The organism is Martinezella lusitana (assembly GCF_900094565.1).
Classification (GTDB): domain Bacteria; phylum Pseudomonadota; class Alphaproteobacteria; order Rhizobiales; family Rhizobiaceae; genus Rhizobium; species Rhizobium lusitanum.
The window spans coordinates 1-22,652 of sequence record NZ_FMAF01000036.1 but is presented as its reverse complement, the minus strand read 5'-3'; the positions used below and the strand labels follow the sequence as shown (position 1 = coordinate 22,652).

General features: G+C 55.2%; 16 protein-coding genes and 2 pseudogenes. 11 read left to right on the top strand and 7 right to left on the bottom strand.

Going from position 1 to position 22,652, the window contains the following annotated elements; genetic code table 11:
• Nucleotides 1–148 precede the first annotated feature (148 nt).
• The 6 genes from GA0061101_RS34245 (at nucleotide 149) to GA0061101_RS34220 (ending at nucleotide 7,889) form a co-directional block, all read left to right on the top strand.
• Nucleotides 149–1,300, top strand: a complete 1,152-nt coding sequence (locus tag GA0061101_RS34245; RefSeq protein ID WP_092576856.1) for a GNAT family N-acetyltransferase — start codon at nucleotides 149–151, stop codon at nucleotides 1,298–1,300.
• Nucleotides 1,300–2,670, top strand: coding sequence for an MATE family efflux transporter (locus GA0061101_RS34240; RefSeq protein WP_092576854.1), 1,371 nt, complete (start codon nucleotides 1,300–1,302; stop codon nucleotides 2,668–2,670). Before GA0061101_RS34245 ends, GA0061101_RS34240 begins: the two co-directional genes overlap by 1 nt.
• Nucleotides 2,671–2,684: 14 nt before the next feature.
• A complete protein-coding gene (locus tag GA0061101_RS34235; protein ID WP_092576851.1) occupies nucleotides 2,685–3,866 on the top strand; it encodes a PLP-dependent transferase in 1,182 nt (393 codons plus the stop codon).
• Nucleotides 3,867–3,971: 105 nt separating this feature from the next.
• Nucleotides 3,972–5,216: a diaminopimelate decarboxylase gene (gene lysA / locus GA0061101_RS34230; RefSeq protein ID WP_092576849.1), complete on the top strand. Its 1,245-nt coding sequence runs from the start codon at nucleotides 3,972–3,974 to the stop codon at nucleotides 5,214–5,216.
• 188 nt (nucleotides 5,217–5,404) lie between these two features.
• A complete protein-coding gene (locus GA0061101_RS34225; RefSeq protein WP_245297639.1) occupies nucleotides 5,405–6,877 on the top strand; it encodes a cytochrome P450 in 1,473 nt (490 codons plus the stop codon).
• Between the two features lies 1 nt (nucleotide 6,878).
• A complete protein-coding gene (locus tag GA0061101_RS34220) occupies nucleotides 6,879–7,889 on the top strand; it encodes a lysophospholipid acyltransferase family protein (RefSeq protein ID WP_092576846.1) in 1,011 nt (336 codons plus the stop codon).
• A 71-nt stretch (nucleotides 7,890–7,960) separates the two neighbouring features.
• Here GA0061101_RS34220 and cysN read toward each other — a convergent pair whose 3' ends face one another.
• Together cysN and cysD are read right to left on the bottom strand one after the other, a co-directional pair.
• Nucleotides 7,961–9,853, bottom strand: a complete 1,893-nt coding sequence (cysN, locus tag GA0061101_RS34215; RefSeq protein ID WP_092576843.1) for a sulfate adenylyltransferase subunit CysN — start codon at nucleotides 9,851–9,853, stop codon at nucleotides 7,961–7,963.
• Nucleotides 9,853–10,752, bottom strand: a complete 900-nt coding sequence (gene cysD / locus GA0061101_RS34210) for a sulfate adenylyltransferase subunit CysD (RefSeq protein ID WP_092576840.1) — start codon at nucleotides 10,750–10,752, stop codon at nucleotides 9,853–9,855. The genes cysN and cysD overlap by 1 nt, the downstream gene beginning before the upstream one ends.
• Before the next feature lie 376 nt (nucleotides 10,753–11,128).
• Between cysD and istA the strand changes: the two genes are divergently transcribed.
• The 3 genes and pseudogenes from istA to GA0061101_RS40985 form a co-directional block, all read left to right on the top strand.
• Nucleotides 11,129–12,640 (top strand): IS21 family transposase, encoded by a 1,512-nt coding sequence (gene istA, locus GA0061101_RS34200; RefSeq protein WP_425350044.1) that lies wholly within the window; start codon nucleotides 11,129–11,131, stop codon nucleotides 12,638–12,640.
• Between the two features lie 12 nt (nucleotides 12,641–12,652).
• The gene (gene istB, locus GA0061101_RS34195; RefSeq protein WP_092576836.1) at nucleotides 12,653–13,408 is read left to right on the top strand and encodes an IS21-like element helper ATPase IstB; all 756 of its coding nucleotides are present in this window, start codon (nucleotides 12,653–12,655) and stop codon (nucleotides 13,406–13,408) included.
• Nucleotides 13,409–13,706: 298 nt separating this feature from the next.
• Nucleotides 13,707–13,835: pseudogene (locus GA0061101_RS40985) on the top strand (DUF1515 family protein); the annotation flags it as partial.
• A gap of 166 nt (nucleotides 13,836–14,001) precedes the next feature.
• On the opposite strand, the gene GA0061101_RS34185 reads toward GA0061101_RS40985, so the two are convergent.
• The 3 genes from GA0061101_RS34185 to GA0061101_RS34175 all read right to left on the bottom strand — a co-directional run bounded on the left by GA0061101_RS34185 (nucleotide 14,002) and on the right by GA0061101_RS34175 (nucleotide 18,093).
• Entirely contained in the window at nucleotides 14,002–14,631 is a 630-nt protein-coding gene (locus tag GA0061101_RS34185) for a hypothetical protein (RefSeq protein ID WP_141694153.1), read from the bottom strand.
• A gap of 134 nt (nucleotides 14,632–14,765) precedes the next feature.
• The gene (locus tag GA0061101_RS34180; RefSeq protein ID WP_167669627.1) at nucleotides 14,766–17,237 is read right to left on the bottom strand and encodes a glycosyltransferase; all 2,472 of its coding nucleotides are present in this window, start codon (nucleotides 17,235–17,237) and stop codon (nucleotides 14,766–14,768) included.
• A 127-nt stretch (nucleotides 17,238–17,364) separates the two neighbouring features.
• Nucleotides 17,365–18,093, bottom strand: a complete 729-nt coding sequence (locus GA0061101_RS34175) for a class I SAM-dependent methyltransferase (protein WP_092576828.1) — start codon at nucleotides 18,091–18,093, stop codon at nucleotides 17,365–17,367.
• Between the two features lie 103 nt (nucleotides 18,094–18,196).
• Between GA0061101_RS34175 and GA0061101_RS34170 the strand changes: the two genes are divergently transcribed.
• On the top strand, nucleotides 18,197–19,324 hold the full coding sequence (locus tag GA0061101_RS34170) for a glycosyltransferase family 61 protein (protein ID WP_092576826.1): 1,128 nt from the start codon (nucleotides 18,197–18,199) through the stop codon (nucleotides 19,322–19,324).
• A 6-nt stretch (nucleotides 19,325–19,330) separates the two neighbouring features.
• Here the strand turns inward: GA0061101_RS34170 and GA0061101_RS34165 are convergent, their stop codons facing one another.
• Nucleotides 19,331–20,137 carry an ABC transporter permease gene (locus GA0061101_RS34165; protein ID WP_245297637.1) on the bottom strand — a complete coding sequence of 269 codons (807 nt, stop codon included), beginning with the start codon at nucleotides 20,135–20,137 and terminating at the stop codon, nucleotides 19,331–19,333.
• Between the two features lie 94 nt (nucleotides 20,138–20,231).
• Complete coding sequence (locus GA0061101_RS39670) at nucleotides 20,232–21,929, bottom strand: class I SAM-dependent methyltransferase (protein ID WP_167669626.1); 1,698 nt, start codon at nucleotides 21,927–21,929, stop codon at nucleotides 20,232–20,234.
• Nucleotides 21,930–22,092: 163 nt separating this feature from the next.
• Here GA0061101_RS39670 and GA0061101_RS34155 point away from each other — a divergent pair.
• Nucleotides 22,093–22,327, top strand: a pseudogene (locus tag GA0061101_RS34155) (IS66 family transposase); the annotation flags it as partial.
• Between the last annotated feature and the right edge of the window lie 325 nt (nucleotides 22,328–22,652).

Here is a 22,652-nt window from a genome sequence, read left to right as displayed (position 1 = left end):
GCGTTCGCAGAAATTCAGAAAAATCTCAAAAAATATTTCCAAAAAATATTTTGAATTCCGCGGGGCGCCGTTCGTCACTGCGGAATTAGCGCTGTGTGCGGCCTTGCCGATTCCAATGACGCGCGGTTTCGAGAGATGGAGAAGAACTATGGATGCTTCCGTAGCGATGAGGAGCGAAACGATGGCGTCGCAGTCATTCGATCTGCGTCTGCCGGCCGCAGGCGTTGCGAGCCATGCGCTCGCCTGCGGCCAGCCGCTTCTCGTATCGTCGGGGCTGATGTCTGGTGATTTCCGGGTCGAATATCACGGAATGGAGGTAGCCTCGGGCAATCTGTCGGGTCCCGCCGACGTTCTGGTCTTCGACACCCTATCCGCGGCAACGGTGGCGGTTGCCGCCGACGATATTGTCAACGCCGTGCTGGAAGCCATTTTGACCTGCAATCCACAATTGGGCTGTGTGGAGCTCACGCTCGCAGATGATAGCCTCGCCAGGCGCCTGCTGAGTTTGGGCGTGATCGAGCTGCGTGGAGACCGTCTGATCGGGCGCCCCGAAACCTTCTTTCAGCAAACGAAGCCCTGGCTCGGGAGCATTCCTCACGCCTATCCGGAGGTGCCGATCCTGACGAACGGCGCCCTTCATCCGCAAAGGCCACCGAAGCCGACGGGTCGAGTCTACAAGCGTTTCATACCCTGGCTGAATACCCAGCTGGGATTTCACGTCGCCGATGTCGAGGCCGACCTTGAGCATTTCCATCGCTGGATGAACGATCCTCGGGTCGCCGCCATTTGGGAAGACGGCAGCGATCTCGCCTATCACCGCGATTTCATTGCCGGCCGCCTGGCCGATCCGCGCACCTTACCGTTGATCGGGACTTTCGGCGGTATTCCCTTCGGCTATTTCGAGCTCTATTGGGCCAAGGAAGACCGGATCGGACCGCATTATGACGCTGACGGCCATGATCGCGGCTGGCATGTGGCGATCGGAGAAGATGACTTCCGCGGCAAGGCCTTCGTCAGCGCCTGGCTGCCGTCGCTGATGCACTACATGTTCCTCGCCGATCCGCGCACACGGCGCATTGTCGGCGAGCCGATCCACCATCACAGCCAGCAGATCCGCAATCTTGACCGGTCCGGCTTCGCCAAGATCAAGCACATCCAGTTTCCGCACAAGAAGGCGTTGCTGGTCATGCTGCTGCGCGAGCGTTTCTTCATGGATCGACTGCTCTCGCCGGACCTTTCCGGTCTGACGGATGGCGATGGTCTGCCCGTGCTCGGTTCGCTAGCGCGGGATGCCGCGTGATGACAGCATCCGTCGACATGAACGATCCGCGCATCCTGCGGCTCGTTCTGACGGTCGCGCTTCCGGCCGTGGCCGGGTTGGCCGCCAGCGCCGGGCATCACGCGATAAACGCGATCTTTCTTGGTGCCCTCGGGCCGGAGGTACTGGCAGGCATCAGCCTGGTCATGCCGCTGTTCCTGCTGGTGGCCGCGGCCGGTCAGGGACTCGGCATTGGCCTCGCCACGCTTTTGGCGCGACATCTCGGCGAGGGCAATCTGACGGCCGCCTCATCGGTTGCCGCGACCGCGCTCGCTGCGACGATCCCGCTCGGCATTGTCTTGTCCGTGCTCATCTATCTCGGACTGCCCCACTTTGTCGGTGCGCTGGGAGCGAGCGATAGTCTGCTCGCGCCCGGCCTCGACTATGGACGACTGCTCGCCTTCGGCGTCACGCTCGGGTTGCTGCAGACGGTCTGCGATTTCATTGCGATTGCCGAGGGCAACTCGCGCTTTTCGATGATCGTCCTGATCGCAAGCTTTGCCCTGAACGCTGTTCTCGATCCTGTCTTCATCTTTCTCTTCAAGCTTGGCGCATCGGGCGCCGCGCTGGCAACCATCTTTTCCGCCGTTGCGGCACTTGCCTGCTATGCCGTCTATTTCGTCCGCAGATGGGGCACGGTCGGCGTGACGAATGGATTGGTGCGCTGGCGATTGCTGCGGCCGATGGTGAGGATCGGCGTTCCCGCCGCTGCCACGAGCGTCGTGACCGGGTTCGGCTTTCTCGTGCTGATGCGTGAGGCTGCGGTCCATGGTGGCGACACCGGAGTGGCGGCCACTGCGATTGCCGTTCGACTGATGACGTTGGGTCAGCTTCCCATCCTCGGCTTCTGCCTTGGGGCCCAGAGCGTCGTCAGCCATGCCTTCGGCTCTGGCGATGCGCTTCGGCTCAAAAGCGTGATCCGCATTATGCTGGCGGTAACGGTGCCCGTCGCGTTGCTCTATTCCGTTCTGCTGTTTGTGGCTGCCGAACCGATGGCGCGGCTGTTCACCGGTCGTCCGCAGGTCGTCGATGAGGCTGTGGCGTGGCTGCGCGCCCTCTTTCCGGTCTTTCCCCTGGCCGCCTTTCAGTCCGTGCTGCTCGTTATGCTGCAATCCCGGGGCAGGGCGGGCTTGTCCGCGCTCGTAGGCCTTGCGCCGCAAGGCTATCTCCTCATTCCGCTTCTGCTCCTGCTGCCTCTCTGGATGGGCTTTGCTGGCGTATCCGCTGCTCCCGCCGCGGCTGCAATCCTTGCCGCCATGCTCGGCCTCTTCGTCGCGCGGAGAGAATGGCTTGCCATTCTGCCCGCCGAAACCGAGGGGCAACTGACCGGCCAATCGACACTTCACTCCTGACCAAGAGGAACGCCATGAACGAGACACCGAGATTCGATGCCTATCGGCACGCCATTCCCGATACGCTGATGCCCCGCCGCGACGACCCGTTCGACGCAGCGGTACCGCCGATCTATCAGACGTCGCTGTTCCTGTTCGACAGCTACAAGGAGCTCGAGGATGTCTTCGCCGGCCGCTCGAAGAAGCCGATCTATTCGCGCGGCGACAATCCGACGGTGCAGCTCCTGGAGCGGAGGATCGCCGAGATGGAGGGCGCCGAGGAGGCGCGCGCCTTTGCGAGCGGCATGGGCGCGATTGCGGCGGCGGTCCTTGCCTTCGTCGGCCCGGGAGATCGCATCGTCACCGTGCGGCACGTCTACAGCGATGCCTTCCGCTTCTTCGAAAAGGTGCTGAAGCGCTTCGGCGTTGTCGTCGACTATATTGACGGCACCGACACCGAGGCCATGATCGCGGCCCTTCCTGGCGCACGGCTTGCCTATCTCGAAAATCCAACCTCGATGGTGTTCGAGCTGCAGGATCTGCCTGTCATCGCCGAGGCCGCGCGCCGCCACGGCGTCGTGACGATCGTCGACAACTCCTGGGCAACGCCGCTCTACCAGAACCCGCTCGCCCTCGGCATCGATCTCGTCATCCACGCGGCCTCGAAATATCTGGGTGGACAGAGCGATACGGTGGCAGGTCTTGTTGCCGGCTCGAAGGCACATATCGGCCGGATCAACAGCGAAATCTACCCCTATACGGGTGCAAAGCTGGCGCCGTTCGAGGCATGGCTGGTCCTGCGCAACCTGGAGACCCTGCCGTTCCGGATGCGTCATCACCACGAGGCCGGCCTTGAGGTCGCGTCCTGGCTTGACGCACATGAGGACGTGACCAATGTCATGCACCCGGCGCTCGGCGAACATGCCGGCAAGCGCACTTTTAGCGGCTTCGGCGGGCTGTTCTCGTTCGAAGTTTCCGATCGCATCGATGTGGCAAATTTCGTTGACGCGCTGCGCCTCATTCGCATCGGGGTCAGCTGGGGCGGCCCGGAGAGCCTCGTCGTCCCGGCAAAGGCGGCGCTCAGCATCTCGCCGGAGACCAATGTCTTTGCACGATTTGGCGTCAGCGACCGCACGATCCGCCTGAACGTCGGGCTTCATTCAGCCGCAGCCGTTATCTCCGATCTTGAGCAGGCGCTGCTGACGGCAAGACGATAGCAATTTCAGTGTCTCAGATTGCCAAGCGGGCGGAGTGGCACTACTGCTCCGCCCGTCCTATTATCCATTTTGATTTTATTCCCGCCCCACGCTGACCGAGAAAAGATGACCATTCCTTCCAATGAAATACTGAGCGCGTTAGCAGCGGAATATGGAACGCCGCTCTGGATCTACGATGCCGCCGCGATCCGTCGTCGCATCAGGCAACTGTCCGCATTCGACGTCGTGCGCTTTGCGCAAAAGGCCTGTTCGAACATTCATATCCTGCAGGAAATGCGCAAGGCGGGCGTCCGGGTCGACGCCGTTTCCCTCGGCGAGATCGAGCGGGCGGCACGGGCAGGCTTTGCAACCGGCACCGCGTCCGAGGCAGCGGAGATCGTCTTTACCGCCGATGTTTTCGACCGACCGACGCTTGAGCGGGTCATTGCCGACAAGATCGAGGTCAATATCGGCTCGATCGACATGTTGCATCAGCTGGGTGAGCGCTCGCCGGGCCACAGGGTTTGGTTGCGCATCAATCCGGGTTTCGGCCATGGCCATAGCAACAAGACCAATACCGGCGGCGAAAACAGCAAGCACGGCATCTGGTTCGAGCAGCTGCAGGACGCGGTGGCGCTGACGCAGAAATATTCCCTGAGGCTCGTCGGCCTGCATATGCATATCGGCTCCGGCGTCGACTACGGCCATCTGCAGCGCGTCTGCGGGGCAATGGTTGGGTTCTGCCGCGATCTTGGCATCGATATCGAGGCGATCTCCGCCGGTGGCGGTCTTTCTGTGCCCTATCGGGAAGGCGAGGAGGAAATCGACCCCTCGCATTATTTCTCGCTCTGGGATGCCGCGCGGCGTGAAGTCGAGGCGCATTTCGGCCATCCGATCCGACTGGAGATCGAGCCTGGGCGCTTCTTGACTGCGGATTCCGGGGTGCTGCTCGCAGAGGTGAGGGCCGTCAAGACCATGGGCCGGAACCGGTTCGTGCTTGTTGATGCCGGCTTCAGCGATCTCGCCCGACCGGCCATGTATGGCAGCTATCACCACATTTCGGTCATCCCCGGAAAGACGCCACGCAGCGCTGAAACAGCGACCTTGCCGACAGTCATAGCCGGCCCCTTATGCGAATCTGGCGATGTCTTCACCCAGGCGGAATCCGGAATAGTGCAGCAACGCGATCTCCCCGAAACCCATGTCGGCGACTATCTCATTTTCCATGGCGCCGGCGCTTATGGCGCGACGATGTCGTCGAACTACAACAGCCGGCTCTATGCGCCCGAGGTGTTGATCGATGGCGGAACGCATAGGTTGATCCGCAGGCGCCAGACATTTGATGAGCTGTTGGCCTTGGAGGATGTCTAAGCGAGAGCATCGGCTTCTTGGCAGGGTGCCGGCATGAAGCGAGCGGGGACACAGCAACCATTTTGTGGTTGATGCGCCGTTCTTGTCCGGAGATCTCATTCAAAGATGTCGACGAGCGCTCCTGTCATCAGCGCGGGGGCTTTTCCGCGGTTGCGAAATGAATATAGTGGGCACCACCGGGCGACGTGGTGCCCGATCTTCATCTCATTGTCCTTGGCCACAAGGCGCGAAAGTTCTGCACCGACATGCTGGCCTGGCTTGATCAGAAAACCGAAATCGTTGAGCACGCCGATCAGGCGACGCAAATTTTCGAGCCGGCTCATGCCGCCTATTATAGCGGCAGGCCCGGTCAACCGCTGAAGCTTATGTTGCAGGCGCGCAGCGATTTCCTGTCCATCTGGCGGCGCGCGGATTATCGGGAGCATGTAGCCGAGTTCAAGCTTTTCGGGCGTCAACTCGTCATCGTCAATTCGCCGGATGCGATCCGTTACGTGGTCGCCAAGCGCCATGAAAATTTCGAGCGCAAGACGCCGCAGATGCGCCGGGCGCTGGAATATCTGCTGGGCGACGGGCTGTTCATCTCCGACAAGGAGACCTGGAAACAGCGGCGGCCGCTGGTCTCCGATATCGTGCACAAGAACCGCGTGCCGGCCTTCGGCGCAATCATGCAGAATACCGCAAGCGAACTCGCCGACCGTTGGCAGGGCCTTGGCGATGGCGCTGAGGTCAATGCCCTGTTCGAAATGGCAGGGCTGACGGCGGAAATCATCTCACGCAGCGTCTTCGGCAACGATCTTGGCGAGGACAGCGCCAATGCCGTTACCGAAGGCTTCGCAAGCTATCAGGCCTTGGTTGATTCCATCAATCTCGGTTATTTCCTGGGCTTCGACGAGGGGCTGCCGATCATCAAGACGCCGAGCCTTCGCCGATCGGTGAAACGCATCCATCGCATCATTGATCAGGTGATCGAGGATCATTTGGCCGGCAAGGGGGACAACAGCTCGATGGTCGAGCTCCTGATCCGCCGGCAGCGGCGCAATCCGGAGCTGAAGCTCGATGTCGTGGCGCTCAGGAACGAGGCGGCGACGATCTTCATGGCTGGACATGAGACCACTGCCGCGACCTTGACCTGGGCATGGTATCTGCTTGCCGGCGCACCCTGGGTGGAGGAGGCGGTTCATGCGGAAATCGAAACCGTCTGCGGCGACCGGGTGCCGTCGATCGATGACGTCGCGAAGCTTGACTGGTGTCGGGCTGTCATTGAGGAGACGCTGAGGCTTTATCCGCCGGTGCCGATCCTGGCGCGGCAGGCGGCCGAAGCAGACGAGATCGGCGGCGTGAAGGTGCGCAAGGCGGCGCTCGTCCTGATCGTGCCGTGGATACTGCATCGCACGGAGACGCTTTTTCCCGAACCACATCGCTTCTATCCCGAACGCTTTCTCGGGGAGGGGCGTCCAACGCCTTACAGCTACATTCCCTTCGCCGCCGGCCCCCGCGTGTGCCCCGGCCTGCAGTTCGGCCTCACCGAGGCGATCCTTTGCCTCGCAATCCTCGCCCAACGCTTTCGGGTGCGCGTGAAGGAGGGCCACAAGGTCCAGCCGCAATGCCGCCTGACACTGCGTCCGCGTGGCGGCATGCCCGTGACGCTGCACAGGCGCTAAGGTGGCAACCGGCGACGAGACCGGCAGAAAAACTGCCGGCAGCAAACGCAAAGCTTGGACCTACGAGGCTCCCAAGGCACCGCCGCTCGCCGATTTCCTGGCCGGCGGCGATCGACGCAAGGCGTTTCTGCGCTACTGGCTTTATGAGAATGTCGACAACGCCATAGATCTCCTTTTCTACTTTGCCTTCATGCTTTTACCTGCCCGAGCGTGTTCCGCGCTCGGCGGGTGGCTGGGCCGGCTCCTGGCGCCGCGTTTCCACAAAGGGGCTTATGCTCGCGCCGCGGCCAACCTGAAGATGATAAGGCCGGATCTCAGCGGCACCGAACTCGAGACGCTTCTGGAGCGTTACGCCGATTCACAAGGCCGGCAGATGGCCGAATATTCCGTCGTTCCCCGATTGGCGCGCGGCCATGTCCGCAAGATCGGCCCGGAAGGATTGGTCGAGCGTTGCGCCGAAGGTCCGGTGATTTTCATCGCGCCGCATGTCAGCAACTGGGAGGTGCTGTGGCATTGCCTGCTCGACATGGGATTGGCGGTCACCATGAACTACGACCCGCCCAAGCGCCGCTCGCGCCACTACATCGTCAACCGAGTGCGCAAGGGTGCGGGCCTCGGGATCCTGAAACCCGGCCGCAGCTTCGCGCGCCCGGCGCTGCGGATCCTGGAGAACGACGGCAATCTGCTGATGTTCTGCGACGAGGGCTTCAACGGCCGTATCCGCGCGCCCTTCTTTGGCCAGCCAGCGCACCTGGAAGGCAACTACGCCATCGTTGCACGGATGGCGCGTAGGACGAATGCGTTGATCTATCCGCTCCTCATCGTCCGGGAAAACGGAGCGAGCTTTGTGCTAAAGGCGCTGGAGCCGTTCAGGCTGCCGATGGGCAAGGGGGCTGAAGATCAATTGGCCGCGGATGTGCGCCTCTTGAACGCGGTAATCGAGCCAATGGTGCGTGAAAATCCGGAGCAGTGGTATTTTATCGACAACCGAATGCCGGCTGCCAACATCTGAACTTCATGCTGGCGGAGGTTGCGGCTGGAACTCCCCCGTTTCCGCTGCTTAGTGCATAGGCAACGCCAGCCTCATATTTGGTTCAGATAGTCTTCGACGCGGTGCGCCAGATCAAGTGGATCATGGCCTAAGGTATGCAGACGGATATCTGGATTTTCGGGCGCCTCATAGGGCGACGAAATACCGGTGAAATTCGGAATCTGTCCTGCCATAGCCTTTTTATAGAGGCCCTTGGGATCGCGCCTCACGCATTCTTCAATTGGCGTGTCCACAAAGACCTCGATAAACTCACCGTCAGGCATGAGTTCGCGCGCCATTTGCCGCTCGGATCGGAATGGCGAAATGAACGATACCAGCACGATAAGGCCGGCATCGGTCATCAGCTTCGCGACCTCGGCAATCCGGCGAATGTTCTCCACGCGGTCCTCGGCCGTGAAGCCGAGATCGCGGTTGAGACCTTGGCGGACATTGTCGCCATCGAGCAGGAAGGTGTGCTTTCCCTTCGCATGCAACAGCTTTTCAACGAGATTGGCGACCGTCGATTTGCCGGATCCCGATAGGCCTGTGAACCACAATACGACGGGACGCTGGTTTTTCTGCTCGGCACGGGCGGCTTTGTCGATCGTCAACGCCTGCCAGTGGACGTTCTGCGCGCGATGCAGCGAGTGGATGATCATCCCTGCACCGACGGTCGCGTTCGTGAAGCGGTCGATCAATATGAAATTGCCGGTTATGCGATTTTCGGTGTAGCTGTCGAAGCAGATCGGCTGCTGGGTTGACAAGTTGCATAAGCCGATCTCGTTCATCGCCAGCGTCTTTGCGGACTGATGGGCGAATGTATTGACGTCAATGCTATATTTGAGCGCCGTCACGGTGGCGCTCACACTGTCGGTCTCGGTCTTTAGAATATAGGCGCGGCTGGGTATCAATGCCTCGTGGCTGAACCAGATGACATGGGCTTGGAACTGGTCGGAAACATTGGGCCTTTCTGTCGGAGAAACCAGCAGATTCCCACGCGACAATTCGACCTCATCGCTTAAGACCAACGTGACGGCCTGCCCCTCGAAAGCCGAGGTCTGGTCCCCATCATACGTGACGATGCGCTTTACCGTAGTCTGCTGGCCGGATTTAGCGACCGTGACGGCATCGCCCACGGAGACTGTTCCCGAGGCGACCTGGCCGGAAAAGCCACGAAAATCGAGATTTGGTCGATTAACCCATTGTACCGGAAAGCGGAATGGCTTTTCCGAAACTTTGCTATCGGTCGCGACGGTTTCGAGATGATCAAGCAATGACGGACCATCGTACCATGGCATGTCTGCCGATTTTGTTGCTATGTTGGCGCCATAGCGCGCGGATATCGGTATCGGCCTGATGGTCGCAAAGCCAAGTCCCTTGGCGAAGGCCATATAGTCGGCGACTACCCCTTCAAAGGCTGCCTGTTCATATTGCAGCAGATCCATCTTGTTGATCGCTACCACGATATGGCGAATGCCAAGCAGCGATGCGATGAAACTGTGGCGCTTTGTCTGCTGCAGGACACCTTGACGGCAATCGACCAGGACAATGGCAAGGTCAGCCGTCGATGCGCCGGTGACCATATTGCGCGTATATTCCTCGTGACCGGGAGCGTCGGCTACAATGAACGTGCGCTTCGGTGTAGAAAAGAACCGATAAGCGACATCAATCGTGATCCCCTGTTCGCGCTCTGCGTCCAAGCCGTCGACCAAAAGTGCAAAATCCACGTCATCGCCCGTGGTGCCATATTTGACGCTGTCCTGCTCCAAAGTGGAAAGCTGGTCCTCAAAGAGGTTCTTAGTATCGTGGAGCAAGCGCCCTATGAGCGTCGATTTGCCGTCGTCGACGGAACCGCATGTCAGGAAGCGTAGAAGGGATTTTCCATCCTGGTTGGAACGATAGCCAGCCACACTGCAAAGAGGATCAGGGGGGATCCCAGCATTCATCAAAAGTAACCCTCGCGCTTCTTTTTTTCCATCGAACCCGCCTCATCCTTGTCTATAAGGCGGCCTTGTCGTTCCGAGGTGCGAGCTGCAAGCACTTCCCCAACAATCTCTTCAAGTGTTGCAGCCGTTGATTCTATAGCGCCGGTGAGCGGGTAGCAACCGAGCGTACGGAAGCGAACCATCCGTTCTTCCACCACGTCCGTCGCAGCAAGCGGCATACGCTCGTCGTCCACCACGATCAACATGCCGTCGCGATCAACCACAGGCCGTTTGGCGGCGAAATAGAGCGGCACGATCGGGATTTTTTCCTGCACGATATATTGCCAGATATCGAGTTCGGTCCAGTTGGACAACGGAAACACACGGATCGACTCGCCCTTATTCACCCGCGTGTTATAGGTTTTCCACATTTCGGGACGCTGGTTTTTGGGATCCCAGGAATGTTTCGCGGTGCGAAAAGAGAACATACGCTCCTTGGCACGCGATTTTTCCTCGTCACGCCTGGCTCCGCCGAAAGCTGCATCGAAGCCATATTTATCGAGCGCTTGCTTTAGTGCTTCCGTTTTCATGATCTGGGTATAGGTATTCGAGCCATTGGTGAATGGACTTGCATGCTGATCTATGCCGTCGCGATTAACATGGACAAGAAGCTCGATGTCGTATTCGGCTGCCATGCGATTACGAAATGTGATCATCTCTTTGAACTTCCAGGTCGTGTCGACGTGCAAAAACGGGAACGGCGGCTTTCCTGGATGAAATGCTTTCATCGCCAGATGCATCAATACCGAAGAGTCTTTGCCGATGGAATAAAGCATCACCGGATTGGAAAACGTTGCAGCGACCTCGCGCAGAATGTGGATTGTCTCGGCCTCGAGCATTTGGAGGTAACTGGTTGACATGCTAACGGCTCACCGCAACTGAAACGAAGATAGTACTCATAAAATTCATGCGCTCTGCGCGGTACGCCGTCTTCTATAAACCATATACCGCTTTACGGTGAAGCTTTATCTGTTCCCCAGAGACTGTTTCGGGAAAGGAAATAATATCCTGAAAATGATGGGGTCACCTTTCCAGGAAGAGTGCGGATTCCGACGTGAAGCCGGCCGGCAATCCGATCAAAGACCGGCCACCATTCCGAATTGAGGCCGGCCACCGTTCCAATCAAAGACCGGCCAGTTTTCGGCACTGAAGATTACCTCCTGGGTCAGCAACTTTTGGCATCGATACCTCGTGATGAACGAGGGGATTTTGATGCCGGCAAAGAGAAGGCTGACCATGAGACATTTGCGACAAATGCTGCGGCTTGCGGCAAGCGGAACCAGCTCGCGTGAGATTGCCGTCGTATTGGGAATTGCGCGTAGCACGGTGCAGGATAATCTGCAGCGCGCGGCGGCGGTTGGGTTAAACTGGCCCTTGCCTGGGGATCTCACCGACGATGCCCTCGAGAGCAAACTGTTCACTCGTAATGGCATCAAACACGGCACGAGAAGACGGGTCGAGCCCAATTGGGCCGATCTTGCCATTGAGCTCAAGAAGCCGGGCGTTACCATGCTCATCCTGTGGGAGGAGTATCGTGGGTCGCACCCCGACGGTTACGGCTATAGCCGCTTTTGTGAACTCCTGCGTGGGTTTCAACAGCGGCTTTCACCGACGATGCGCCAGGAGCATGCGGCTGGCGACAAGGTGTTCGTCGACTATTCCGGCAAGAAGATCCCGATCGTTGATCGCAAGACCGGAGAGATCCGCGAGGCAGAGATCTTTGTGGCGGTGCTCGGTGCATCGAGCTTCACCTATGCTGAGGCGACCTGGACGCAAACGCTCCCTGACTGGATCGGCTCGCATGTCCGGATGTTTCATTTTTTTGGAGGCGTTCCCCGGCTGATCGTTCCCGACAATCTGAAGTCGGGCGTCAACCACGCCAGCTTCTACGATCCCGAGATCAACCGCAGTTACGGCATGATGGCCTCCCACTATGGCGTCGGAGTTCTTCCGGCACGGCCAAAGAAACCGCGGGACAAATCGAAAGTTGAGAACGGAGTCCGTTTTGCTCAGACCTGCATCCTGGGGCGGTTGCGCAAGCTGACTTTCTTCTCGCTGGCTGAGGCCAATGCCGCTATTGGCCAAGCACTTGATCGCATCAACGATCACCTCATGCGTCGATTGGGTGTTACCCGGCGGCAAGTATTTGAAAGTGTCGAACGTGCTGCGCTCGCCAGCCTTCCGGGTGAAGACTACGAATTCGCCGAATGGCGTCTGGTCCGTGTCTCGACCGATTATCACGTCGAGTTCAAAAGCTTCTTTTATTCCGTGCCCCATGCCCTCATTCGCCAGCAGGTCGACCTGAGGGCAACGGCACGCACCATCGAGATCTTCCACCGCGGCAAGCGCATCGCCGTGCATCAGCGTCGGTATGGTGGTCCTCGCCATGGAACCGACCCAGATCACATGCCCAGTTCCCACCGGCGATACGCTGAGTGGACGCCGGATCGCTTTCGGCGCTGGGCCGCATCCATCGGGCCACAGACAGAGGGCCTGGTGATCGCAATCCTTGCCAGCCGTCCGCACCCCGAACAAGGCTTTCGAACATGCCTGGGTGTGCTTCGCCTGTTTCGCGACATTGAACGCAATCGGGCCGAAGCCGTATCAGCACGCGCCGTCGAGATCGGTGGCCTGAACTGCAAGAGCATTGCTTCGCTTCTGGCCAACCACAAGGCTGCCCGCCATTCCACCGAACCAACCGCCATTGTCGACCATGCCAATCTGCGTGGCCCTGATTACTTTCATTGAGGAGACACACCAATGCTGACCAATCCCACCATCGATATGCTGCGTGAACTCGGCCTTTACGGCATGGCCACCGCCTTCCAGGAGCTCGACGCACAATCCGAGGCGCGCGGCCTCGAGCATGGAGAATGGCTTGCCATCCTGCTCGAACGCGAAGCCACCATGCGCCGCCAGAAGCGTTTCGAAGCCCGCGCCAGGGCTGCCAAACTTCGCCACGATGCGCAGATCGAGAATGCCGACTTTCGTGCCGCACGCGGTCTCGACCGCAATCTGTTCATGACGCTTGCTGGCTGCGACTGGATCCGCAGGCACCACAGCCTCCTCGTCACAGGGCCGGCCGGTGTCGGCAAGAGCTGGCTTGCCTGTGCACTCGGCCATAAAGCATGCCGCGAAGATTTCTCCGTCGCCTACCACCGGGTTCCCCGGCTATTCGCAACACTTGCCCTTGCACGAGGCGATGGGCGATATGGCCGGATCCTCAAATCGCTGGCCAAGACCGATCTGCTTATCCTTGATGATTGGGGACCGGAAAAGCTCAACGATGATCAGCGGCGCGATCTCCTCGAGATCATCGAAGACCGCTACGAGCGTCGATCGACGATCGTCACCAGTCAGGTGCCCCTGGATCGCTGGTGGGAAATAATAGCAAACCCCACGCTCGCCGATGCCATCCTGGATCGCCTCGTTCACAATGCCTATCGCATCGATCTCACCGGTGAAAGCATGCGAAAACACCGCTCGCCAGGAGCGCCCGAAACATCCCACGCTTGACCAAAAACAAAACTCAATCCAAACATCCAAAAGACCCAGGATCAGTCCGACAAATGGCCGCCTTCAAATCGGAACGCCGGCCGGAATGAAATCGGAATGACTGGCCGGCTTCAAATCGGAATCGATGGCCGGCTTCATCGGAATACGCACAGGAAGAGTAAGCATTGGTAATTTTCTGGCACATTAGGTCCGCTCCGGAGACGTACTGCAAATATGGCACGGCTACGGGATGCTTCACAATTAGCGCGCGGAATGCGACATGGATGATTGGAGACCAAGCGTCTGGAAGCTCTGATTTGATGACGTAAGGCGCTGGAAGCTAATCGGCCTTGGGGCGCTCGGCGTCGTCGGCACTGGGGGCATGGCTGCTGGCATTACCTTCGCAGATGCTATCCGCCGGATCGGCGCCGTCATCATCGGGAACTGATTTTCATCAGCCACATCGCCGCCGGTGTCGTGGCATTCTTGCTGAACGGAGGTTTCGAAGTTCCTTGAAATCTTTTCAGATGCGTTAAAACGTTTGGCGGCAGTCATTCTTGGCCGGCAACGCACTATCTTTAGGAAGCGATGTTCAGTTTTTTGCCGCTTCGTTCTTAGAGGCTTATTTCTGAGCGTGTGTTAAGCCATATGCGTTGCCAATCGGATGCCGAAAAAAGAGATTTGGCGCCGATGAATTCGATAAACGACGGGATCACACTCCCATGAAATTGCATCTCATTATCATAGTCAATTTCAACAACATTCTGGCCACCGAAAACGGTTCGGAATAGGCTCAGTCTCTTCTGATAATCGAGTAACCAAGTATCATCTTTCGTGTAGGCGTATGAATCCCTGGTAACAACTCTCGGATATTCGAGATTCTCCATCTGCGCCCGGTACGAAGCCAGAAAGTCTTCTTTCTTTCTTAGATAGACAAGAATTTTAATGCTGGAGTTGGGAAAAAGGGACTTCAGACGAAGTGCCTCGTCCTTATGAGCGATCAGAGAAATCCCTTCATTCGAGAAGACCGTCAATCTGGCATTTTTGGACAATGCGTCACTGATGCGCGAGCGCACGGTCTCGACAAGCTCTGGCGTACTTTTAGCGCCAGTAAGGCGTTTAAAGGGAGTTTCTCTGTCAGGACGAATTGAAACAACGTGCAAGTCTACATGATTTTGGTCATTTAGGACACCTTCGTAATAGAGAGCGCCGTTATCGTGAAGCAGCTTCCTGTTGGTTGCCATGAAATGCTGTATCGACGTTGATCCAGTTTTGTGTAGGCCAATATGAATGACTACGTTTGCCATATTGCGACGTTGTGGTTTGAGTATTCCGTGCAGCTTCGGTTTGCGGTCATGACGAAGTTTCTTGTGGCTGCCTATGCGGCTATCTTTCTTTCCCTGGCATCCCACAATTTATCGATGTCGATACCTAATAGGGTTTCAGACAGCTTTCGGGGCGCGTAGGCTAGGCTGATTGGCAGAGTCACCCCCCACGCGAGAGGGGAAACGCGTTCTGCTTGCGCTCCGATATCAAAGACAACAGGCGGTATGAGCAATTTCAAGGCCATTGACAAAGCATAGCAGAATGTTTCCGGCCAGATGCTCGGGATCAGCACGAAATCGGGCTGCGCCCGAGATAGAATGTCCAGGGCCTCTGCTTCAGTATGATACGGGCCAGTGATATAAACACCTTGGGACTTCAATAGCTCATCGTTGCTGCTGTACCCCACCAAAGTGTAATCGAGTTCGAGATTTCTGTTTTTAGCATCAACAGCTAATGCTGTTAAAACGTCGCTGCCTTTGTGGGGGCCGATCGCCCCGATAACAGCGACTTTGATTCTCTTGTCCCTGGCGCGGCGAGTCGCTATCGGAAAATCTGGAAGGTGATCATCATGCGGAACTACGTTGAAAGTCACCTGTGGAAACTCGCGTTCAAGAATAGCGTTGGCCGCTTTGCTTGGGACTTCCACTACAGCAGCCTTCACTAGAAAGCCGGTATAAGCCTCAAGCCGTTCATCTGGATCGCAAATGTCGATGCTGCCAGAATTCTCAATCATTGTTGACCAAGTGCGGCGTTCCTGAATTGACGGGATGGGTGCGTAAATATTGTCGGGTCGAAGAAGCTGATAGTGATGGCTGATGGACGAATAGTCGTGCCCTACATACTTGTACGGGATGCCGCTCTCGCTGATAAGTTCGAGCAGTTTCTTATGCCAATGCCAGTCGATGCCGGCGAAGCTGTTCACATGGAAAAGTTTCGGTGAGAGCTTGTCAATCATCTCAGCGACTAAGCCGAACTCGTTTCTGAGATCAATATTTGTAAGATTAGGAACGAAGAGCCCATAGTCGGTATTGACCGTAACTCGGCAACTATCATGCACTTGAAGTGTAACAAAATCCGATTTCTTGTCCTTCAAAGCTTCTTTCTGTTGTTTCAGATAGGTGTTTATTCCACCACCCCATTTGTGGGTCACAAAAACAGTGGCGCCACGCAGCGCAGCGGAGAGACGTTCCATGTCCAGCCTGCGTCGTAGATGCAGCTCTGGGTCTGCCATGATGTGGCCGCGAACTAGCGGGGAATAATTGGGATGGTTCACTTCTAAGGCCTTTTGACCCATGTTGAAGTTCTCTTCCTTTATCGCGGAGAAAGACACAGATCCCGTGTGGAATACAAAAACATCGCCGACGATCAGGTTTTTGTAACCGTGATTGAGCGCACGCATGCAAAAATCATTTTCTTCGCCGTAGCCGACCTTAAATGCGTCCGAGTCAAGTGCTCCGATTTTGTTGATGACGTTGCGGTTCATGTAGAAGCAGAAACCGACGCCGGTTGGGGTTTCAACAGCAAGACCCCTGTTGGCGTTTGCCGCTAGCGTATCCAATTGTTCGGGTGTGCATTCGAGAGCCAGAAAGTTGTCACGATGGGTTAGGGGATAACTGCAGATCGTCGCGTTATTGGAAAGCGGAGTGACCGTAGCCACGGAGGGATCGATCGCGTGGGCTTTGAGGCGATTGTACCAACCAGGGAAAACGTAAGCGTCCGAATTCAACAGAATGACGTCGTGGTTCCCACTCAGTTCCTTAATCGCATAATTGCAGGTTTGAACAAAGCCACGGTTTATCACGCTTGCATGATATTCAAACAACCCTTTGGCCGCGAGAGATCGAAGTCTAGCATTTATAGCATCATCTGGGCTTTTATCGTTAATCACCAAGAGAGAATATCGATCATTTCCCCTTGAGGAAACGGCGTGATAAATGGCAGTCATCGTTTCTTCATATCCCTTATAAACAGGGATTATGACTACCGTCTCTGTATTATCGTTCATCCTTGCGGGTGAAAGTTTGCTCCACTGCTCATCGGTTGGCGAAAATGGCTCAAACCAATAGCGGTCGTTAATAGGGTTCGCTGGGCTGCCGGCTGCCTTACCGCACTTCGCGAAATGTGACAGGAGGAATTCTCCTGGTTTCAGATCGGGATTGCGATCGCGATAGAAGGCATTGTCGAAGAATGGCGAGGGATTTCGATTTTCCTTCCATCCATAAAGAAGATAGTGGATATCGCCGTCCTTGGTAGCGCCTCGAACGTCAGGATTGGAGTTGAGATAGAAATTATTGTCGAAATGAGAAGCCATGGCGGCCAGAACATCCACATAACCAGAGGTGGTTCCAATTAGGCTTGATAGTTCGGTGGCAATTTCTTCGGATGGCTGCTTTTCATACCCCGCCCGTAGGATCGTAAAGGCACCCCATATGTCGCCCGCATCGCGAATTCTCTGGGCGCGCTGCAGTTCTGTTTCTGAAGGCTTGTTGCTTGATCGACTTTTTGAAAATACCGGAATACGCAACGGAGCCCCCATGTAATCTCTGGTTGAGAAAATTGATAATAAGCTTTGATGATTTTTAGGAGATTAGTAGTTATGAGGGGCAGCCCAATGCAAGCTGAAAAATTCAGCCGGAGAGCGTTTTGATTGGTCAAGGACCCACAACGTACGAGGCGTCAAAACCATTCAGAACTGTCGATGTCGATATGACCTCGTTTTCTTCATAGAATTTTTGAAGCACTTCGTCGTTCATATGAATGTTCCTATATTCATCGACAATCTTGTAAAAGTTGTCTTTCAGGACAGTCGAAGACGGGTCGAGATTGGTGATGCAGACGTTCCCGGTAGGGTTAGTGTCAACCAATGTGATGCGAAGATCAGGACGCCATTTTTTGAGGATAGGAACCAGCTTCCAGACATCACCTGTCCACCATTGCGCAAGATCGGCATTCAGACGTTTTTCGGGGCGATGCTCTCGCTCGGTCATCTCCGCGTTAACCGGCAGGCAATCGTCCAACATGATCAGACCAGTGCTATGGCAAACGCGTTCGCTATTGATGAAGTCGCGAAGGAGGTACTCAAACTGATGCAGGCCGTCGAGAAACACAACGTCAATCGGTTTTGCCATGATGGCCTTAACATCTCGGTCCCGAAAAAATTCGTCGCTCGTCTCTTGAAACAGATAGAGTGCTCTTTTTTTGCCAGCGGGGTTAACCGTGAACTGAAAATACGGGTCGACGCCAATCGCATCGCAATCGATCATCGTCAACGTCGCTCCGTCTCGTACGCCAACTTCGAGATAAGTTCTTGCACGCTTACTACGAACCATCTGCGTTATAAAATCTCTGAAGCCAATTCCGCTATTAATGTGGATGAACATTCCCGAAACTCCATTGTTCAAAATGGGCCTATCCATAGGTGAACAGTGTGCTAAAAGCAACTGAAAGGGCTCTAGTTTATCAAATTCTGCGAAGGATAAGCAGTTGAAAATAAATAACAACGTTGTTTCCTGTGCTGAACTCATCGCAGGTACGAAGAAGCCAGTGACAGCGTCCGTGCTCGGTACGCTAATTCCGGGAAAAGGGTATGACCGGCCCCGGCCGTTTCATCTAGACACGCAGTATCTATCGCACGATGAGAGTGCTTATTTTGGCGATGTCATGGGTCAATCTGGTTGTGCGCCAAAAGACATACATCTCTTTAGGTTTGAAAACGCAACGGTTGTAGGGCAGGGGACAGTTATACTCTCTACCGGCTCTCTAGTACTTGATAGCGCGATCGAATTTATCAACCACGGGATTAAACCTGATGGTGTTCTTGGTACATTTGAAAACATGGAATTGCCAAACCGAGGGGATAAGGCCGGAAACGGTACAACGCTTCTCGTAAAAAGGCCCTGGTATCGAAATTTTGGCCATTACCTTGTTGACCTTATGCCTATTCTCCCGGCGATGAGCGCGGCAGGGGTACAGATTGACACCATAATTTACGGCGATGTTTCCGGCCCCTTGAAGGAAATCATGTTACGATGTGCCCATGAATATTTCCCAAATGCTGAGATCATATTCGCGAACGATCAAATGCCATTGAATGTCAAGCAGCTGCTTTACGTTCAGCCAGTTCATGTCCCTCCGTTGTTCAAGCATCCAACGGCAATCGATTTTACGAAAGAGGCGTCCATCAGGCTATTTGGTACTGTGGATGAGCCGTTCAAGGGGAATCGTCTATATATTAGCAGGCAAAAGATTGGGACGCGACACATCGTAAATAGCCCCGAATTCGAGCAGTTTCTTGAATCTCGAGGGTTTGTGACATTCTTTCCGGAACTCTATAGCTTTGGGCAGCAGATAAAGGCATTTCAGAACGCCGAAGTAATTATTGGAGGGAAGGGAGCAGCGCTTACGAATATAATATTCTGCAACCCGAGAGCGCATGCGCTGGTGCTATCGTCCTCACGATTCATCGACCCCTTTTTCTGGGATTTGGCTTCTATCAGCGGAATTCGCTATAGTGAAATATTCTGCAAAGATATGGGCGACACCGACCCATCCACTGCGGACTTTGAGGTGGACTTAGGAAAAATTAGCCATTTTCTCAGCTTGGTTGGATAGTTGGTGCTATCCTTCCATTATCCGCCGTCGAAAAAGCCGCTCCAGGCCTAGGCCTAGCAGTAGGCATGTGAGTCCGAAGATAACGAGATATCCTCTGTTTACGAGGCTGTCACTGTAGTTCTCAAAATAAGCAGTCCTCATCCATTCGACGCTTTGGATGAGCGGGCTGTATGACAAGGGAACCGCGAGTGAGCTCGGAAGTTGGTTCGCAACGAAAAGCGTTCCGGAGCTGATGTAGAACAGAATGCATAGCAGCGCATATACAGTAACGAACAATTCGAACATCATTACTAGTACCCCAGCCAAAGTTCCAACGCCTACGGCAAGCAAGACGGTCGAAAGGTAGCATAAAACTGCTTGCGCCGGGTCGACCGGCGTAGGGTTGGCACCAGTGCACCATAAGACAATTATGATCAAAAGAAGCGTGAGGGCCCCAGCAATAATTTCCAACAACGCGCGAGCAAACAATATGTCGGTGACGGTTACGGCCGGGAAAGATAGCATCGGCTTGTTTAGCACGACAGAGAGTGACATGAACCGGGAGATGTACATGAAACTTAGCGTAGGCACCAAGCCGGTAGCAAAGAAAACGTTGAGACTGTCGCCAAACGGGGCACTTCGGCCGGCAAAGTTATAAAGTGTCAACAAAACAATCATGTGGCTGAGTGGCCACAGGGATTGTACCAAAAACCCAAGGCCGTGATTGAAAAAACGAGTACGCATATCGCGCAACATTACGGCATTCATGACGTTCATTTTTTGCTGGATGGCGTATGAAAATCTGGTGAAATCTATCTTGGGCTTGATCGCCATTCCATGCTCTCGAATTCTTAGGCAGCTTTGAAGTAAGTCAGTTCAATACTATCGCCCCAAAGCTACCATGTTCATTAGAAATTTTTAGGGAGGTTCAACTTGCCGGTTTCGTAAATACAACTGACACTGCATAGGCCATTTCGTCGAGTGCGTCCTGCGAAAGCCGCGATTCCCACTTCTCCATCAAATCCCACGCCCATTGCGGCAGTGCATCTTTTTCGGCCCCAGCCCCCGCTTTTAGACGGAAAGCTAACTCGCCGCTGTAAGGATGAGCGCTCTTATACATCGGATAAATTCTTAAGTGCGCCCCGAGGTCGTCGGCAACGCGTTCAAAATAGCTGCGGCTGAAATTCCATTTATCATCCAGGTTGGCATATTCTTCGACGGGTTTCGGTTCGCATTTCTGATAGCTGAGGCTTGTTCCTCGCAGGAAAGTGATAATCTCGTCTGAGACTCCGGGCATTCTATTTGCCGTCTCGATGATCATCTCCAAGAGCATCCCGAAAAATGCATAGCCACATTCATATGGCTCAAAAAAGACCATTGATGAACCTGGCTTCATGCTGGCGTACAGATTCTTGATCAGAATATCAGGTTCGAAAAGGTGGTGGAGAATAGCCCTGCCAACAATCAAATCGAACCTGTTGTCTCGGAAAGAGGGCTTGTTCAAGTCGATGCAGATAGGAACAATCGAACTGCCGTTCTTCACAGTTTTTGCCGTCGTCAATAGTGACCTTAGCAGCGGTCTGCTTATGTCGGTCGCCAAAATGACCGGATTTCTCAACGCTCGTAGCAGCGCGAATGCAGTATTGCCAGAGCCAGATCCCACGTCCAGAACGAGGGAATTCTCCGGAACATGGGAAATTCTCTCAAGCACCGTACTTATAAGCCATTGCGCATGATCCGTATCTGTCGCGGCGTGATGGAAATCCTCAGGATTCTCTAAAAATTGCGCCGTGACGCCTAGCGGAACGACAGAGACTTCCTCGCGCGGCGAAAATATGCCTGCGTATCGGCTCTCGACGGCTGTTCCCAGATCTACGAAATCTTTCTCCCGAAATACATGTGGAAGTAGAATGTTCGGGTTCGAGGACACTGTATTATCCGAAGCCGCGGTCAGGTTGTTTTGCACTATCTCAATTCCTCTTTTGGATTTTCCCGGGGTGGAAAAAAGCGCGCGGAATGAATGAATTTTTGATTTATCTACAACACGAGTATAGGCGGCCTTTGCTTCTGCTCGTGTGACACCATGCACATCGGTAAGCGGCCGGAGTGTCCTGAAAAAATAGTCAAAGTCTTCGGCGAAGCGGGGAAAGTCGAGAAAATAGGTCGGGACGCCGTATTTCACTAGGGGGTACATGGCCTTATAAAACTGCATGGCCAGCATGTCTTCTTGTTTATTTGGGTCTTTCGTTTTCCATAGCGAACCCCATTGGACACCCGCTTTAAATACACGTCGACGGCTTGCGGCGGCGTCGAACAAATTTCGCATCGGTATAATGGCAGAAAATATCTTCATGCGCCCTTCTTTGAGGACATCCATCAAATGATCAGCGAATTCAGGAGACTTAATGACGTAGGGGTTTGTTTCATCAACGAGCTTTCTTTCCAGCCCGGCATGCGAAAAGCTGTCGATCTCTTTAAAGATTCCGTTCATGCTGAAACCAGTGTCGAAACCCAAAGCCGTAAAGTATTGAACGAGCAGAGTTGTTCCTGCTCTGCCTGTGCCGGTTATGATGATGCGTCCGTCTTCAGTACTTGTGCGGCTACGCTGCGAAATGCCCACGCTCATGTAATCCCCCAGAATTGATGAAAAGAGACTCTTTACGGGGAATCTCGATCTGCGCAATGGTGCGGGCCGCACTTAAGTAAGTCCGAAAAAGAAAAATGTCATGACCGATTTACCTCGGATCTCCGAGGTGAAGAAGCTCTTCGGTTCACTGGAGGCCACGTGCTTTGCCGGGCCGAACCTTTTGGCGATGATCCTGTTTGAGAAGTTCGGTCAGCATCAGCCGCTGAACCGGCAAAGTGAGCGCTATGCCCGTAAAGGCATCGACCTCAGCCTCTCGACATTGGCCGACCAGGTTGGCGCTTGCGCCGCGGTGTTGAACGGGGCTAATCGAGGCACAAGTGCTGGCTGCCGAGCGTCTTCACGGCGATGACAGTGTGCTGCAGAGCACTCGGAAAGGATGGTCTATATGGCCTGACAATCTGTGTGCTTGAAGCTGCGATAATGATGAGGGTTGGCCCCTCGGGCTCGGCTTTCAGGAGCTGGGCTCAAACCACTCCAAGCGGCTGCGTTTAAGAGACGTGGTCGTGAGCGTTGGAGGCAAGTCCAGGGCAAACCCTGGGCCGGTACGCATCCGAGAGACGAATGAAAATGAACCTTCCGATGAAGCGTCGTAACGTGGAACCTGTCGTCAAAACCAGAGGTGTGTCGTCTCTCTGGGATCAGCTTGTCAGATGCCTGGTGACCGGGCAAGCGGCGACCGGCGTTGAGGGGGCGTGAAGCGGA